Origin of the sequence: Vibrio sp. CB1-14 (assembly GCF_040412085.2) — a bacterium.
Taxonomy (GTDB): domain Bacteria; phylum Pseudomonadota; class Gammaproteobacteria; order Enterobacterales; family Vibrionaceae; genus Vibrio; species Vibrio chaetopteri.
Genome location: NZ_CP115920.1, coordinates 3042343 through 3058223, shown reverse-complemented (window position 1 = coordinate 3058223; position 15881 = coordinate 3042343). Strand labels below are relative to the sequence as shown.

Sequence of the window (15881 nt, the reverse complement as noted above, 5' to 3'; positions counted from 1 at the left end):
AAAAGAATCATATCTCTATGAAGTCTATCAATAAAAAACTCCTTTTTTTTCCAGCACTTGCAGTTGGCGTTGTGGCTTTAATTGCCGCCGTGAACCTGCGCCCTGATGTACCAACCAAACCTGCAGGCGATCGTTCACGTGTGGTGGATATCATGCCGCTACAACCTCAGATGTCATCACCAATGGCGATTGGTTTTGGTCGCGCTGAGCCGAAAGTGCAGTGGCAAGCCATTGCTGAAGTGACGGGCGCGGTTACTTATAAGCACCCTAACCTTGAGAAAGGCACAGTGATAGCCGCGGGCACAGAAATTCTCCGAATTGACCCTTTAGATTATGAGCTCAAGCTATCTCAAGCCATTGCTGATTTGAAATCCAGTCAGACTCAACTGGCGCGTCTTGATCAGGAAGAGACAAACCTAAAGCAGACTTTGTCGATTGAGATGAATCGTTTGAAGCTGGCAGAAAACGAGTATCAGCGCCGCGTGGATCTGAATAAGCGCGGGCTCACTTCACAGTCCGATGTTGATACTCAGCAGCTAAATATGCTTTCACAGGAGAAGCTAGTCCAAGAGATTGAAAATCAATTGGCGCTGATGCCAGATGAGCGTGGTGTATCTGAAGCATTGGTTAAGGTCAATCAAGCCAAAGCCGATGAAGCGCAGCGCTCGCTAGAGAAAACTCGTATTGCGCTGCCAATGACGATGCGTATCTCAGAGGTTGATGCTGAGATCAATCAGGTGGTGAACTTACAGCAAACCATGGTCACCGCGCACCTAAACGATGTCATGGAAGTGGAAGCGCAATTGTCTATCCATGACTTACAACTGCTTTCGGACACCCTCTCATGGGATGAAGACCAAACCGAGCGCGGCGAGCTAGGTAAGTTACAAGCGACAGTCGAACTCAGTAGCGGCAACCTTACTGCAACGTGGCCAGCGAAAGTCGCGCGCGTGAGTGAAACGGTTGATGCCAACCAAGCAACCGCAGGAGTGATCCTAGAGGTCTCGCAATTACCAAGCAGTAGTGGCTTGGCAGGGACTCCTGTGCTGGTTAATGGCATGTTTGTGAAGGCGACAATTGAAGGTCAAAAACAGCAGTCTTGGTCTGTCCCTGAGCGAGCTTTGCACGGTGATAAGATCTATTTGATGAACGCGGAAAATCGTTTGGAAATGCGCGATGTGAATGTCGAATATCGCCGTGACAACCAGGTGATCATTTCTGGTAATCTTGAAGCGGGTGAAAAGGTGATCCTCAATGATATCTTGCCAGCCATTGAGGGGATGCTGTTGCGTGATAGTCAAAGTGATGATCACGGTGTTGGAGAGGTTACCCAATGATTCGATTTTTCTCCAAACACCCAACGGCGGCGAATCTACTGATGCTGGCGCTGCTGATACTCGGTATCAGCTCGCTGTCGACCATCAAGCGTGAGACCTTTCCTGAGTTCGATCCTCCCTACATTATGGCCGCGATCACTTACCCTGGTGCCTCGCCGCAAGAAGTGGAAGAGAGCTTGTGTGTGCGTATGGAAGATGCGGTTGACGGCCTTTCAAACATCGTAGAGACCAAATGTGAAGCGATTGAAGGCTCAGCAAGATTGACCCTCAAGCTTGATGAAAAAGCCGACATTGGCCGAATGCTGGTGGATGTTCAAACTCAGATCAACGCGATCAATGACTTTCCTGATGAGATTGAATCACCAGTGGTACAAGAGCTGGATTGGAACGAACCCGTAGTGGATGTTGCGATTACTGCTGAGACCAGTTGGCCAGAGCTAAAAGCGTACGCTGAGCAGTTAAAGCGCACGCTAAAACTTGACTATGGTGTCTCGCTCGTCGATGTCAGTGGCTTTTCTGATCACCAATACCGTGTAGAGCTCAATACTCAAATCATGCGTCAGCTAGGGTTAAGTATCGGTGATATTGCTACCCAGATTGGTCATCAAAACATTAAGCTCCCAAGCGGCAATGTCGAAACGGAAGATAAGAACTTTTTGATTCGCTTTGATGAGAGGCGTATTACGCCTCAAGAGTTAGAGTCGATCGTTGTGGGCTCAAGCCCAAGTGGCGCGTTAATTCGTCTCAAAGATGTCGCCACTATTACCGACCGTTTCGAACTGGATGAACAAAAAGTTCTGTTTAATGGCAAGCCTTCGGCTTTGCTTAAAATCAGTAAGAACAAGGAAGATGACGCGCTACGTGTGAAAGAGAAGGTAACGGAGTTTGTAGAAGCGCAGCGTCTGATTGCCCCTGAGGGGGTTACGCTTGAATTGACCAATGATATGTCATCCATATTGTGGGATCGTCTGACCATGATGGTAAAAAACGGCTGGCAAGGTATTTTGCTGGTATTTGCGACCATGTGGCTGTTTTTCAGTTTCCGTTACTCATTCTGGGTGGCCGCGGGCTTGCCAGTGGCGTTCCTTGGCGGCCTGTTCTTGATGGCGAATCTTGGGCTATCCATTAACATCATGTCTCTGGTGGGGCTTCTAATGGCGATTGGTATCATGATGGATGATGCCATCGTGATCGCAGAGTCGATACAGGCGCACTTAGACCGTGGGCAGAAAATTGATGATGCGGTTATCAATGGCGTTAAGAAAGTGCTGCCGGGTGTTATTTCCTCTTTCTTAACCACGGTGTGTATTTTCGGTAGCTTGCTGTTCTTACAAGGGGAGATGGGCGCCGTACTAAGGGCAGTACCTCAGGTGCTAATACTTGTCTTGTCATTGAGTCTGGTTGAAGCCTTCTTAATTCTGCCAAATCATTTGTCTCATTCATTGCACAAGCATAACCGTGACAAACAGCCTTTGAAGTTTAAACGTGTGTTGTTAGAGCGCTTTGAACACTTTAGGAATACCACGCTTGTGAATGCGGTAGATAAAGTCGTTTCATATCGTTATGCCTTTATGGGTAGCGTGTTTGCGGCGCTGCTTATTTCTGTGAGTCTACTGGCTGGTGGTGTAGTGAAGTTCAACCCATTCCCAGCATTGGATGGGGACATTGCCGAAGCTCGTATTATTCTGCCGCCAGGAGCATCTTTGTCTCAGACAGAGCGAGTGGTCGATAAAATCGTTCTATCTGCTGAAAAGCTCAATAAGCAGTGGAGTGAAGAGGTGGAAGGTGGTGAAACCTTGGTGAAGCAGATCACCAGTCAGTTCAACACTAACCAAGATGCCAATGAATCTGGCCCCCATATAGCGACGGTCAGGCTGGATCTGCTTAGTGCAGAGATTCGCAATACGCTCATCGATGAGTTTATCGATGCTTGGCGTGAGGATGTGGGGGAGCTTGCAGACCCAATTTCTATGGTATTCAAGCAACCAACGATGGGTCCGGGTGGTCGTGCTATTGAAGTGCGCATTGCACACGACGATCTGGACATGCTGAAAGCCGCGTCGGTTGAAATACAGCAATACCTGAATGAATTTGATGGTGTGAGTGGCGTGCTCGATGACATGCGCCTCGGCAAAGAAGAGATCTTAGTCAAACTGCGACCTGGTGCTGAGAGCTTTGGGATTAACGGTCAGATGATCGCAAGTCAGTTGCGTGCGGCTTTCTTTGGCCAAACCGCCGATGAGATCCAAGTGGGTGTTGAGAACATTAAGATTGAAGTGAAGCTCGACAAGCAAGATATTGGTGACATTCAGCAGTTATCGAACTTCCCAATTTTCTTAGCGGATGGCTCGCAAGTACCGTTGGCATCCGTCGCGACGCTCGATTTTCAGCGTAACTACGTTCGTATCCAACGCGTCAACGGTTTGAGAACGGTCAGCGTGTTCGGTGATGTTGATACCACTAAAGCGAGCTCAACCGATATCATTAGACAGTTCCAAGCCGAAGAAGTGGCGAAGCTGCAACAAGAGTATCCAGGGCTGCGTTTTGACTTTGAGGGTGAAACCAAAGATAGCGCAGAGACGGGCGCGTCGATGGCAAAAGGATTTCTGCTGGGTCTGTTTGGTGTATTCACCATCCTTAGCTATCAGTTCAGAAGTTACCTAGAGCCGTTTGTGGTAATGCTGGCGATACCGCTTGCCTTTATCGGTGTGGTCTGGGGACATTTGCTACTAGGGCACGCGATGAGTATGCCAAGTATCATGGGCTTTGTGTCATTGGCGGGGATTGTCGTTAACGACTCTATCTTATTGGTGCAGTACATACGTCACCACGTTGACGAGGGTGACTCCGTCCATGACTCTGTGGTGAAAGCGAGTCGTGAGCGTTTCAGAGCGGTGTTCTTAACGTCGATGACCACTGCAGCCGGTTTGTTGCCTTTGCTAACTGAAACCAGCTTGCAGGCTCAAGTCATTCAGCCTCTGGTTATCTCTATTGTGTTCGGTATTTTTGCGTCCACAGCTTTGGTGCTGTTCATGATTCCTTCTGCATACGCCATCCTCGCGGATTGGGGACTGGTTCATAAACATGAAGAGCTGTAATACGCCATAAATTTCATCTTATTAATCAAATGAAAGTTAGTGACTAGGGTTCCTCTAGCGCTAACTTTCATCATTTCTCCAATAAATCGTCACCGAATTGTCATTGTTGCTGATTACTTTTTGATCATGAACTGCGCGTCTAACAAGGAGTAGGTTGTGCGAACGATTGAACCCATAGCAAGAATAGATTTGGCTTTTTCATTGTTTTGTCTTAAGCATCGCTTTAACGTTCAAGTAGCATCGGTAAGTCGTTGGGTGTCTCGAACGGGCGACGGTCATTTGTACCTGTTACTTGGCATCGCTGTTTTTTGCTTAGATGAACCGGTTGGCAAGCTGTTTTTTACGGCGGCCTTATTAGCGTTTGCTATCGAGTTACCGATTTACTGGTTAGCGAAAAACAGCTTCAAGCGTCGCAGGCCTGAAGAATTTTCTCATTTACTGCACGCTTTTATTACCCCCTCTGATCGCTACAGTTTACCGTCGGGACATACTGCGGCCGCTTTTTTGATGGCGACCATTATTGGCCAGTTTTATCCTCAGTGGCACGACCCAGCGCTGATGTGGGCAGTGTTAATTGGCGCTTCACGCATTCTGCTTGGTGTGCACTTTCTCACCGATGTGGTGATTGGTGCGGTACTGGGTATGTCATCGGCTTACGTTGCGCTTGAATATGTACAAGCTTGGCTAGGAGGCGTGTAAATGAAGATACTTTATGGTGTGCAGGGTACGGGTAATGGCCATATTGCTAGGGCAAGAGCGATGAGTCAGGCGCTAGCCAATCATGATGTGCAAGTCGATTTTTTATTTTCTGGTCGAGAGAAAAGTAAGTACTTCTCGATGCAGCAGTTTGGTGATTACCAAACGCGGCGCGGGTTTAGCTTCATGACGGAAAATGGCCGTGTGAACTATATGAAAACAGCGTTTGAGAACAGTCTGCCCCACTTTATTCGTGAAGTCAGAGAGCTCGATGTTTCTGGTTATGATGTGGTGGTCAATGACTTTGAACCCGTTTCTGCTTGGGCCGCAAAGCAGCAGAACATTCCCACTGTAAGCATTAGCCATCAAAATGCATTTCTGTTTGATGTGCCTCAAAAAGGCGCAAACTGGCTGGATGATTCGGTGATTCAGCACTTCGCTCCGTCACAGTATCAGCTAGGCCTACACTGGTACCATTTTGGGCAGCCTATTCTGCCACCTATTGTGCATACATCTGGAGAGGATGTGACCTCCGAAGACTTTATTCTTGTCTACCTTCCATTTGAAAATACTGAAGCTATTGTTGACCTGTTGCTTAGATTTAGCCAAAACAACTTTATCTGTTATCACCCAGAGAATATTGAGCACGTTCAGATAGAAAACATTTTGATGAAACCGCTTGGCCACGAGAGTTTTCAATGCGATCTCCATCGCTGTGCTGGTGTTATCGCTAACGGTGGCTTTGAGTTGCCGTCAGAGGCGCTCAGCTTAGGCAAAAAGTTACTCGTTAAGCCGTTGGACGGTCAATTTGAGCAGCAAAGCAATGCAGCAACGCTTGATAGTTTGGGGCTTGCTCAATCTATGGACTTTCTTGATGCCAGTGTGATTCGCGATTGGTTAGATGAGAAACAAGCTGAACGGGTTTTTTATCCAAATGTTGCCGAAGGCATTGCCGATTGGCTAGTAAGCGGGGATTGGTCATGCAGCGCCAATCTGCGTAAGCGTCTTTGGGACAAAGTTGACTTTCCTAGTTACGCCTCAGTTTAAGTTTACGTCACGATAACCCAGCTAATCTTGAGGTTAGTTGGGCATAGCAATAACAAGACCCGAATCGCACTTTGATTCGGGTTTTGATGTTATTGCAATCGATTGTATGCAACCGTACGCACCTCTTTGGTTTTCAAAAATATTCTATACCGATAGATATTAACTATATGCTATGCGAATAGTTGTGGTTGCCTTTTGCGCATGTATTAAATAGGCTCTGTTCTCCCCTTTGGTTGAGTGACATAGTGTCTGGTTATGTATCTGGGCGCTCTGTCCAACAAAAGTTATTAAAGATATAATTTATCTTTTTTTATATGTGGTTTAACTTATTGTTGTTTAAGGTCATTGTATTTTTCTCGATAAAATTTGATGATTCTTTGTCAATCTTGTTGGTGTTGAGTTAATTATTGGTGGATAGTTGGTTTCGTCCTCGAAGTATGCAGAGGATTAATAGAATGACGTAAGGTACACCACTGGCGATGACGCTGTTCTCATTGTTCTGTTTTATTGGTTACCTACCCCCAATAGTCGAGATTGAAATTACACGAGGCTTACTAAATGTTAGACAAAAAAGATGCTATGAGCGCAATCGCTAGTTACCGCATGGAAAGCACATTACGCGGCGTAGATCTAAACCTATTGACTGTATTCGACGCAGTGATGCAAGAGCAGAATATCACTCGCGCGGCGCATAATTTAGGTATGTCGCAACCTGCAGTAAGTAACGCAGTAGCGCGTCTTAAAGTGATGTTCAACGATGAACTATTTATGCGCCAAGGTCGTGGTATTCAGCCTACTCAGCGTGCTCGTCAGTTATTTGGTCCTGTGCGTCAAGCGCTTCAATTGATCCGCAACGAGCTACCAAGTTCAATCTTTACTCCTGAGACTTCAACGCGTCTATTTAAGATGGCGATTTGCTCTCCTTGTGATATGCGTTTTGCGCCACGAATCATGCAAACCATCTCTGAGCAAGCACCACACGTTCAGCTTCACCTAGATGCAGAAGCAGACCGTCAGCTAGCTGACCGCATGCGCTTCCAAGAGATCGACTTCGTTATCGATTACGCTCGTTACGACGCTCAAGGCTTCTCAAGCACTGAGATCTTCCAAGATGAATTGGTTGTCGTAGCAGCGAAAAACCACCCACGCATTCACGGTGCAGTAAGCACAGCTCAGCTAGCGAACGAAAAGCACGCTAAGCTATCAAAAGTACACGGTGTTCGTAGCTTTTCAGAGCAAGCTTACCGTGACCTAGAGTGCCAAGCGTCTTACGAAGGTACTAGCCTAAGCAACGTACTTTACGTTGTTGGTCAATCTGAGCTAGTGACCATCGCTCCACGTTGGTTGGTTGAAAACGCAGTAAACAAAGATCAGCTTCAAGTACTGACGCTGCCAACTGAAAACAACAAGATCAGCGGCTTCCTGAGCTGGCACGAATCTAGTGAAAAAGATAAAGGTCACATCTGGCTACGTGATCAACTGATGGTTATCTGTGGCGAAGTGGTTGCTTTGTCATAATCCATTACAACTTAATTCTCAAAGCCCTGACTACTATGTATTCAGGGCTTTTTTCATATTGTTCAAAATCTTATTATCACTGGGCGGTAAAGCTACCAGGAATTATTGATAACTTTGATGTCGGTCTGTTGCCTTTTTCGGCGGCACAGGTACACTTGTGCGCTCAAAAAGGCTTACATGTGTAAGCTAAAAGGTAAGATAGAACATGGCTAATTTAGATTTCCATATCGTAACGAAGATTCGTGAGCGAATCGCACAAGGTGGCGACAAGATCGCCTTACGACATAAAATCAACAATGTATGGCAAGGGATTAGCTGGAAAGAGTTTGGCGTTAGCGTAGATGCGCTGTCACTCGCTCTACTCGGAAAAGGAATCCAACCTCAAGATAAAATTGGTATCATTTCCAATAACATGCCGAAATGGACCATTGCTGATCTGGCTGCGCTTCAAGTTCGCGCAGTGACTGTACCCATTTACCCTACTAATACGCCAGCCCAAACCAGCTACATCGTACAAAATGCCGACGTCCGTATTCTATTTGTTGGCGAGCAAGAGCAATATGAAGCGGCAGTCTCCATTTATGAAGAATGTGAGCAGCTAGAGCTGATCGTCGCGATGAGCGAAGAGATCGTTCTCGCGGACAATGATTTCTCTATGACTTGGCAGCAATTTACTGCCGACGTAAGCAGTGACGTCCAACCAGAATTAGACGCGCGAATTGAACAAGCTAACTATGACGATTTGCTAACACTTATCTATACGTCTGGTACTACAGGCCAGCCGAAAGGGGTAATGTTAGATTACGCTAATATTGCGGCTCAGCTACAAGGACACGATGAAAGGCTAAGCCTTAGCGAAAGTGATGTCTCACTATGTTTCTTGCCGCTTTCGCATGTTTTTGAGCGTGCATGGACTTTTTATGTATTGTACCGAGGCGGCACCAACTGCTACCTACAAGATACGATGCAAGTGCGAGATGCTCTTAGCGAGATCCGTCCAACGGTAATGAGTGCTGTGCCTCGTTTCTACGAGAAGATCTTCTCAGCAATTCACGAACGTGTATCTAAAGCACCGATTCACCGCAAGATCCTATTTACCTGGGCGGTGAACATGGGCGCGAAAATGGCGCAGTGCCGCCAAGACAATGTGGAGCCTTCGTTCTTACTTAAGAAGAGTTACGCGCTGGCGGACAAGATTGTGCTAGGTAAACTTCGTGAACTATTAGGCGGTCGCATTAACTTCATGCCATGTGGCGGCGCTAAATTGGATGAAACCATTGGCCGTTTCTTCCAAGCAATTGGCATTAACGTCAAGCTTGGTTACGGTATGACGGAAACCACGGCGACTGTTTCTTGCTGGGATGATACCTGCTACAACCCAGGCTCCATCGGTATGCCGATGCCCGGCGCGGAAGTGAAGATTGGTGACAATAACGAAATCTTAGTGCGCGGCCCTATGGTGATGCGTGGCTACTATAAGTTGCCAGAAGAAACCGCTAAGACCTTTGATGCAGATGGCTTCTTGAAAACTGGCGATGCAGGCGAGTTTGACGCTGTCGGTAATCTGTTTATTACCGACCGCATTAAAGAACTAATGAAAACTTCAAATGGTAAGTACATTGCTCCTCAAGCAATTGAAGGTGCGATCGGTAAAGACCATTATATCGAGCAAATTGCGGTCATTGCGGACACTCGTAAGTTTGTATCTGCTTTGATTGTGCCTTGCTTCGATACGCTCGAAGAGCATGCCAAAGAGCTAAACATTGCTTACCAAGATCGCTTAGAGCTCATCAAGCACCACCAAGTGGTGGAGATGTTTGAAAAGCGCATCACTGAACTGCAAAAAGAGTTGGCTAAGTTTGAACAGGTGAAGAAGTTTAAACTGCTCCCTAACGGTTTTTCTATGGATAAAGGGGAGTTAACACCGACGCAGAAGCTGCGCCGCAAGGTGATTAACGACCGTTATCAAGATGAGATCGAAGAGATGTACCGCGATACGCCTAACAAGCAATAGGTTTCTAATTACTGAAACCCTCGTAAACGAAAAGCCCCAAGCAAATGCTTGGGGCTTTTTAGTTTCTGCTGCTAGTTGTTGGCGTAAAGCAGCTCACTGTATCTATCTAGAGTATTGAGGCGGTTTTGCGCATTGGCTAAGAAGGTTTGCTTCGTTTTACCCGTCAGAGACTTCGATTGCGGCAGTTTGACCGTTCTTGGGTTCTTATGCACGCCATTAACCAAGAATTCATAGTGTAGGTGAGGTCCTGTGACTCGCCCTGTTCCACCAAGTGTACCGACAGTTTGTCCCTGTTTCACTCGCTGACCGGTTTTTACCTTACGTTTTTGCAAGTGTAAGTACTTGGTAATAAAGGTGTTACTGTGCTTAATAAATACATAGTTACCATTAAACTGGTTGTAGCTTGATTTAATAACGGTACCGTCACCAGCTGCCCAAATTGGCGTGCCAACAGGCGCGGCATAGTCAGTGCCCCGGTGGGCACGTACTTTACCGGTCACTGGATGGCGTCGGTTCGGGTTGAAGTTGGAGGTTACACGACGAAAATCCAAAGGCGCACGTAAAAAGGCCTTTTTCATTGCTCGGCCATTTTCATCGTAATAGTTACCCGTTTTATCATCAAAGATAGCGGTAAACGTATCATTCTGGTTTTTAAAGATAGCCGCGATGATCTTGCCGCGACCAATTACTTCACCTTCGACCACTTTCTCTTGGTATAGCAGCTTAAAGTAATCGCCAGAGCGGATATCTAACGCAAAGTCGATATCCCAACCAAAAATTCCCGCCAGCTCCATGATTTGGTTGGCAGTCAGTCCAGCGCCAATTCCCGCATTCCAGAAGTTTGAGCTGATTTCTGCTTGCGCATAGTTATATTGGTAGTCGACCTGCTTTTTGTCCCAGCTAGAGGCAAAGCCTTTATCGGATTTGGTGACCTTAAATGTTTCGTAGTCATTGATGCGGCGCTTTAACTGTACGAAGTCACTGTTCTCATCAAAACCAAAGGTCAATTTGTCGCCTGGGCGTAAGCGTGAAAGCTGCTTCTTAATGTCATCGTTGGTATAGATAAGGTCATGAAGTAGGCGAGGGGAAAGTCCAAGACGTTGAAATAAAATTGCGGCACTCTCTCCAGCGCGAACCGTATGTTCTTCCCATTTTAGTACCACGCTTGGTGGAGATGCATTGCCAGCAGGGAATGCATCGCTGTCAATGGAGAGCGTGTAGTGCTTGCCAATTTCGAGTCGGTCGTTGCTATCGTCGAGCTCTGAAATATCAGGCAGAAACAGTGCGACGACGATAATGGCACTAAAAAAGGCGATGAGCGCGCGGTGTAGCCAAGGCAAGCGCTTTAAAACAGAGACCATGAGCGTTTAATTCAACATTATTTTTGTAATTTCCTAAACCAAATAGTCTAACTCGTTTCAAAAAACATCGCTATTCAAGTAAGATGTCGAACTAAACTATTTTTGCCAAATCTGTGGGAGTGAACAAGAATGGCGAACCTTGAAGCAGCGTTGGCTGAAATCAAACGCGGTGTCGACGAGCTAATTCCAGAAGAAGAACTGATTGCGAAGCTAAAAGAGAACCGTCCTCTTCGCATTAAACTGGGTGCCGATCCAACTGCGCCAGATATTCATCTGGGTCACACAGTTATCTTCAATAAGCTACGTGCATTCCAAGACCTAGGTCATGACGTGACGTTCCTGATCGGTGACTTCACCGGTATGGTTGGCGACCCAACGGGTAAGAACACTACTCGCCCACCGCTAACGCGTGAAGACGTGCTGCGTAACGCAGAAACGTATAAAGAGCAGGTATTTAAAATCCTAGACCCTGCAAAGACTAAGATTGCATTCAACTCTGAATGGCTATCTGAGCTTGGTGCAGAGGGCATGATTCGCCTTGCTGCAAACCAAACTGTTGCTCGTATGCTTGAGCGTGATGACTTTAAAAAGCGTTATGGTAATAACCAGCCAATCGCAATCCATGAGTTTATGTATCCACTGCTTCAAGGTTACGATTCAGTAGCGATGGAAACGGATGTAGAGCTTGGTGGTACTGACCAGAAGTTCAATCTACTTATGGGGCGTGAACTGCAAAAAGCACACGGTCAGAAACCACAAGTTATTCTGACCATGCCACTGCTTGTTGGCCTAGACGGTGAGAAAAAGATGTCTAAGTCGGCGAACAACTACATCGGTATCAGTGAAGTACCATCAGAGATGTTCGGAAAAATTATGTCGATTTCCGATGATCTAATGTGGAACTACTACGACCTATTGTCATTCCGTCCGCTAGATGAAATCGCTCAATTTAAGACGGACATCGAGAATGGTAAGAATCCTCGTGACGTTAAGATCTTGCTTGCCAAAGAAATCATTGCTCGGTTCCACTCAGAAGCAGACGCTGATGCGGCGGAAAAAGAGTTCATCAACCGTTTCCAAAAAGGTGCGATGCCAGAAGAGATGCCTGAGTTCGACTTCGATGCAGGCCTTCCAATCGGTAACCTACTAAAAGAAGCGGGTCTTGTGAGCTCAACATCTGATGCTATGCGCATGATCCGCCAAGGTGCGGTGAAGATTGACGGCGAAAAGGTTGAAGATACTAAGCTAGTGCCAGCAGCAGGCCAAGCGGTTTACCAAGTGGGTAAGCGTAAGTTTGCTCGTGTGACGTTGAAGTAATACTTAGATGCTGTGAGCGCGCTTTGAGAAGATCCCTGCCTGCGCAGGGATGACACAGTTTAGGCTGCAGTGTTTATTAAGTGCGCATCAAAAACCTCCTACGGGAGGTTTTTGTATCGGTTGATTGCCGATTTACACGCATAAAAAAACAGACGCTTATGCGTCTGTTTTTAGTATTCGTTTACTTAGCGTCTCGAATTATAGAGACTCAGTAAAGGTACGAGCGATAACGTCACGTTGCTGTTCTGGAGTTAGCGAGTTGAAACGCACTGCGTAACCAGAAACACGGATAGTTAGCTGTGGGTAGTTCTCTGGGTTAGCTACTGCGTCTTCTAGAGTTTCGCGTTTAAGAACGTTCACGTTTAGGTGTTGACCGCCTTCGACTTTTGGAGCAGCTTCGATGGCTACTTCACGGCTTTCGTACTCACCTAGGTCGCTAACAGCGATAACTTGGTCTGCTTCAAAACCAGCATTTGCTGCAACACAACGAGCCTCGTTTTTCTCACCGTCGATCAACCAGATTGAGTTTAGTAGGTCGTCGTTTGCTGCTTTAGTAATTTGGATACCTTGAATCATCACTATCTCCTAATCCACTTTTAGAGTGGTAAACTTATGGTGTTAATTTTCAAATTTTGTTGAGCTGGTCTATATATAACTCGTTGTGGTTATTTTAGTATTGATTTAGATCAAATTACAACAAAAAACATTAAAAACTTAAGGGTTAATTTTTTGACCAAGGTCAACTAAACCTTTAAAAATGGTGTGTTTAAATGTTATTTTAAGTATTCAAATTTATTTGAGTGATCATTTTGTTGTAATAAAACAACAAAATGAGCCGATTTATTGCTCTGGAAACCAAAAAACAACGATTTCCATAGCTAAAACTGAAAGTATAAGATCGCTAAATAACAGTTCTAGAATTGTGATCTTGATCGGGTGAAAACAAAGATGAATAAATTTATTGGTGCGCATGTGTCTGCGGCTGGTGGTGTGGATAATGTGCCACAAAGAGCCCATGCGATTGGCGCAAACGCGTTTGCGTTATTTACTAAAAATCAGCGTCAATGGGTGGCAAAGCCGCTTGATGAAAAAGTCATTCAAAACTTTAAAGCGGAATGTCAAAAATACGGCTTCCGCACGGAACAAATTCTTCCTCATGACTCTTACCTAATCAACTTAGGCGCCCCTGAACAAGAGAAATTGGAGAAGTCTAGAGCGGCGTTTATTGATGAAATGGAGCGCTGTCATCAGTTGGGGCTAACGTTACTTAACTTCCATCCAGGCAGTCACCTAAAGAAGATTTCTGAACAGGAGTGTCTTGATCGAATCGCTGAATCTATCAATTTAGCGCACAAGGTCGTTCCTAATGTGATTGCGGTGATTGAGAATACGGCGGGGCAAGGGACAAACCTAGGCTGGCGTTTTGAGCACCTAGCGCACATTATCGATAAGGTAGAAGACAAATCACGCGTCGGTGTCTGTCTTGATACGTGCCATACGTTTACTGCGGGTTATGATCTGCGAACAAAAGAGGCGTGTGAGGCGACGTTTGCGGAGTTTGATCGTGTCGTAGGCATGCACTATTTAAGGGCTATGCACTTAAACGATTCAAAGATCCCGTTGGCAGGTAAGGTGGATCGCCATCATTCACTGGGTAAAGGTGAGATCGGTTGGGCTTGTTTTGAGTATATTGCCAAAGATGAGCGATTTGATGCTATCCCTCTGATTTTAGAGACAATAGAGCCCGAAATATGGGCCGATGAAATCCAAAAACTGAGACATTTTGCGATAAATAGTTAATTTATTACTATTGGATTATGCGTTTTTGGCATCTTTCTTTCATACTGAGTTACATGCATGTTGCATAAATCTGTGACTCTCAAAGGTAGGTGCCATTATGACTCGTCCAGCCGCTCCAAGACCAAACACAACACGCTCATCGCGTTTCCCAAGTCCAAATCGTCATATTCATTGTCACGGGCACTACCGAACACCACAGATGAAGAATCAGCATCATTAATATACTAACGAACTAAAAACAGCACTGACGTTCAAGTTGTGCGTCAAAGGTGCTTGGCGTAAAGCCAAATGACAGTAGTGGTGACCCTCCGTTGAGTGATAGACTACGCCCCAGATTTCACCATCTAGGGCACGACAATGACAACACTCACCTGGCAAGACGTCATCGGTAAAGAGAAACAGCAAGCATACCTTCAGCAAACTTTAGAGTTTGTCGAGGTGCAGCGCGAAGCGGGTAAAACCATCTACCCTCCAGCGAGCGATGTGTTCAATGCCTTTCAATATACCGAATTTGCCGATGTGAATGTGGTGATTCTTGGTCAAGATCCTTATCACGGTCCCAATCAGGCGCATGGTCTCTGTTTCTCGGTTCTGCCGGGTGTAAAGACGCCGCCGTCGCTCGTCAATATGTACAAGGAACTCGCTCAGGATATTCCCGGGTTCGAGATCCCAGAACATGGTTATCTCAAAAGCTGGGCTGAACAGGGTATATTGCTTCTAAACACCGTACTCACAGTCGAGCAGGGGCAGGCACACTCTCACGCTAAGCTAGGTTGGGAGACCTTCACCGATAAAATGATTGAAGTGCTAAACCAAAATAGTGAGAACATCATATTCTTGCTTTGGGGTGCTCATGCTCAAAAGAAAGGGTCGATGATTGATCGTCAAAAGCATCATGTGTTGACTGCGCCGCATCCATCGCCTTTGTCTGCACGTCGGGGTTTCTTTGGCTGTAGCCATTTCTCCAAGACGAACCAGTTACTAGAAGAACTCGGTAAGCCCACTATTAATTGGCAGCCACGACTCGACTAGCTTTATCCTCTGAGTTGGCGGTTTTTCGAGCATCATCAAAACACGCTTCCAGATTCTCTTATACACTTATAAGGAGTATGGATATGGGAGAAGGATTATGATGATCGAAAGGATTAGGCGTGAGCACGGCTATATGGTGCGATTGCTGGCGATATTGAATCGAAAAGTGCATTTGCTCGAGCAAGAGCAATCTATCAATTACGGGGTGATCAAAGAGATTGTTGATTACCTTGCCAATCACTCAGAGAAAATCCACCACCCCAAAGAAGACATTCTTTACCACTACTTTATTGAGAAATATGGCTCACAAGAGCATATCGATAATTTAGAATCGGATCACCAAGCGCTGTCAGAGAAAACACATTCTTTCTTAGACATTGTGGAAATGATTTTGCACGATGCGGTGGTACCGCAAGAGCTGTTCATTGGGCGATTATCTGAGTTTATCCAAGATCAGAAAAAGCACCTCGATTTGGAAGAGCATTCCGTGTTGCCATTGATTGAAAAGCGTTTTACGACTTCAGATTGGCAACAGGTTGAGAGTCTGTGGACTGTAGTAGAGGATGATCCGGTGTTTGGAGAGACGATTGCCGACCGCTATAAACAACTTGCCCAGCGGGTTAGACAAAACGAGTTGGAGAGTGTTTAGGGGTCTATAAAT

12 protein-coding genes are annotated in these 15881 nt (G+C 45.9%); 10 read left to right on the top strand and 2 right to left on the bottom strand.

Features of this window, described 5'->3' with window-relative positions; translation table 11 throughout:
- Window positions 1-17 precede the first annotated feature (17 nt).
- The 6 genes from PG915_RS13875 (at window position 18) to PG915_RS13850 (ending at window position 9710) form a co-directional block, all read left to right on the top strand.
- Window positions 18-1337, top strand: coding sequence for an efflux RND transporter periplasmic adaptor subunit (locus tag PG915_RS13875; RefSeq protein WP_353497052.1), 1320 nt, complete (start codon window positions 18-20; stop codon window positions 1335-1337).
- Window positions 1334-4435 carry an efflux RND transporter permease subunit gene (locus tag PG915_RS13870; RefSeq protein ID WP_353497050.1) on the top strand — a complete coding sequence of 1034 codons (3102 nt, stop codon included), beginning with the start codon at window positions 1334-1336 and terminating at the stop codon, window positions 4433-4435. The genes PG915_RS13875 and PG915_RS13870 overlap by 4 nt, the downstream gene beginning before the upstream one ends.
- A gap of 156 nt (window positions 4436-4591) precedes the next feature.
- Window positions 4592-5134: a phosphatase PAP2 family protein gene (locus PG915_RS13865; protein WP_353497048.1), complete on the top strand. Its 543-nt coding sequence runs from the start codon at window positions 4592-4594 to the stop codon at window positions 5132-5134.
- Window positions 5135-6178, top strand: a complete 1044-nt coding sequence (locus tag PG915_RS13860; RefSeq protein ID WP_353497046.1) for an MJ1255/VC2487 family glycosyltransferase — start codon at window positions 5135-5137, stop codon at window positions 6176-6178. It begins immediately after the preceding gene.
- A 558-nt stretch (window positions 6179-6736) separates the two neighbouring features.
- Window positions 6737-7696 carry a transcriptional regulator LeuO gene (gene leuO / locus PG915_RS13855; protein ID WP_042496454.1) on the top strand — a complete coding sequence of 320 codons (960 nt, stop codon included), beginning with the start codon at window positions 6737-6739 and terminating at the stop codon, window positions 7694-7696.
- 205 nt (window positions 7697-7901) lie between these two features.
- Complete coding sequence (locus tag PG915_RS13850) at window positions 7902-9710, top strand: AMP-dependent synthetase/ligase (protein WP_353497045.1); 1809 nt, start codon at window positions 7902-7904, stop codon at window positions 9708-9710.
- Between the two features lie 71 nt (window positions 9711-9781).
- Here the strand turns inward: PG915_RS13850 and PG915_RS13845 are convergent, their stop codons facing one another.
- Window positions 9782-11071, bottom strand: a complete 1290-nt coding sequence (locus PG915_RS13845) for a peptidoglycan DD-metalloendopeptidase family protein (RefSeq protein ID WP_353497044.1) — start codon at window positions 11069-11071, stop codon at window positions 9782-9784.
- Window positions 11072-11200: 129 nt separating this feature from the next.
- On the opposite strand from PG915_RS13845, the gene tyrS reads away from it, so the two are divergent.
- A complete protein-coding gene (gene tyrS, locus PG915_RS13840; RefSeq protein ID WP_338165291.1) occupies window positions 11201-12388 on the top strand; it encodes a tyrosine--tRNA ligase in 1188 nt (395 codons plus the stop codon).
- A gap of 198 nt (window positions 12389-12586) precedes the next feature.
- Here tyrS and grcA read toward each other — a convergent pair whose 3' ends face one another.
- Complete coding sequence (gene grcA, locus PG915_RS13835; protein WP_353497042.1) at window positions 12587-12964, bottom strand: autonomous glycyl radical cofactor GrcA; 378 nt, start codon at window positions 12962-12964, stop codon at window positions 12587-12589.
- 372 nt (window positions 12965-13336) lie between these two features.
- On the opposite strand from grcA, the gene nfo reads away from it, so the two are divergent.
- The 3 genes from nfo to PG915_RS13820 all read left to right on the top strand — a co-directional run bounded on the left by nfo (window position 13337) and on the right by PG915_RS13820 (window position 15869).
- A complete protein-coding gene (gene nfo, locus PG915_RS13830; protein WP_353497040.1) occupies window positions 13337-14188 on the top strand; it encodes a deoxyribonuclease IV in 852 nt (283 codons plus the stop codon).
- Window positions 14189-14545: 357 nt separating this feature from the next.
- Complete coding sequence (gene ung, locus PG915_RS13825) at window positions 14546-15220, top strand: uracil-DNA glycosylase (protein WP_353497038.1); 675 nt, start codon at window positions 14546-14548, stop codon at window positions 15218-15220.
- Window positions 15221-15317: 97 nt separating this feature from the next.
- Entirely contained in the window at window positions 15318-15869 is a 552-nt protein-coding gene (locus PG915_RS13820) for a hemerythrin domain-containing protein (protein ID WP_353497036.1), read from the top strand.
- The last annotated feature ends 12 nt before the right edge of the window (window positions 15870-15881 follow it).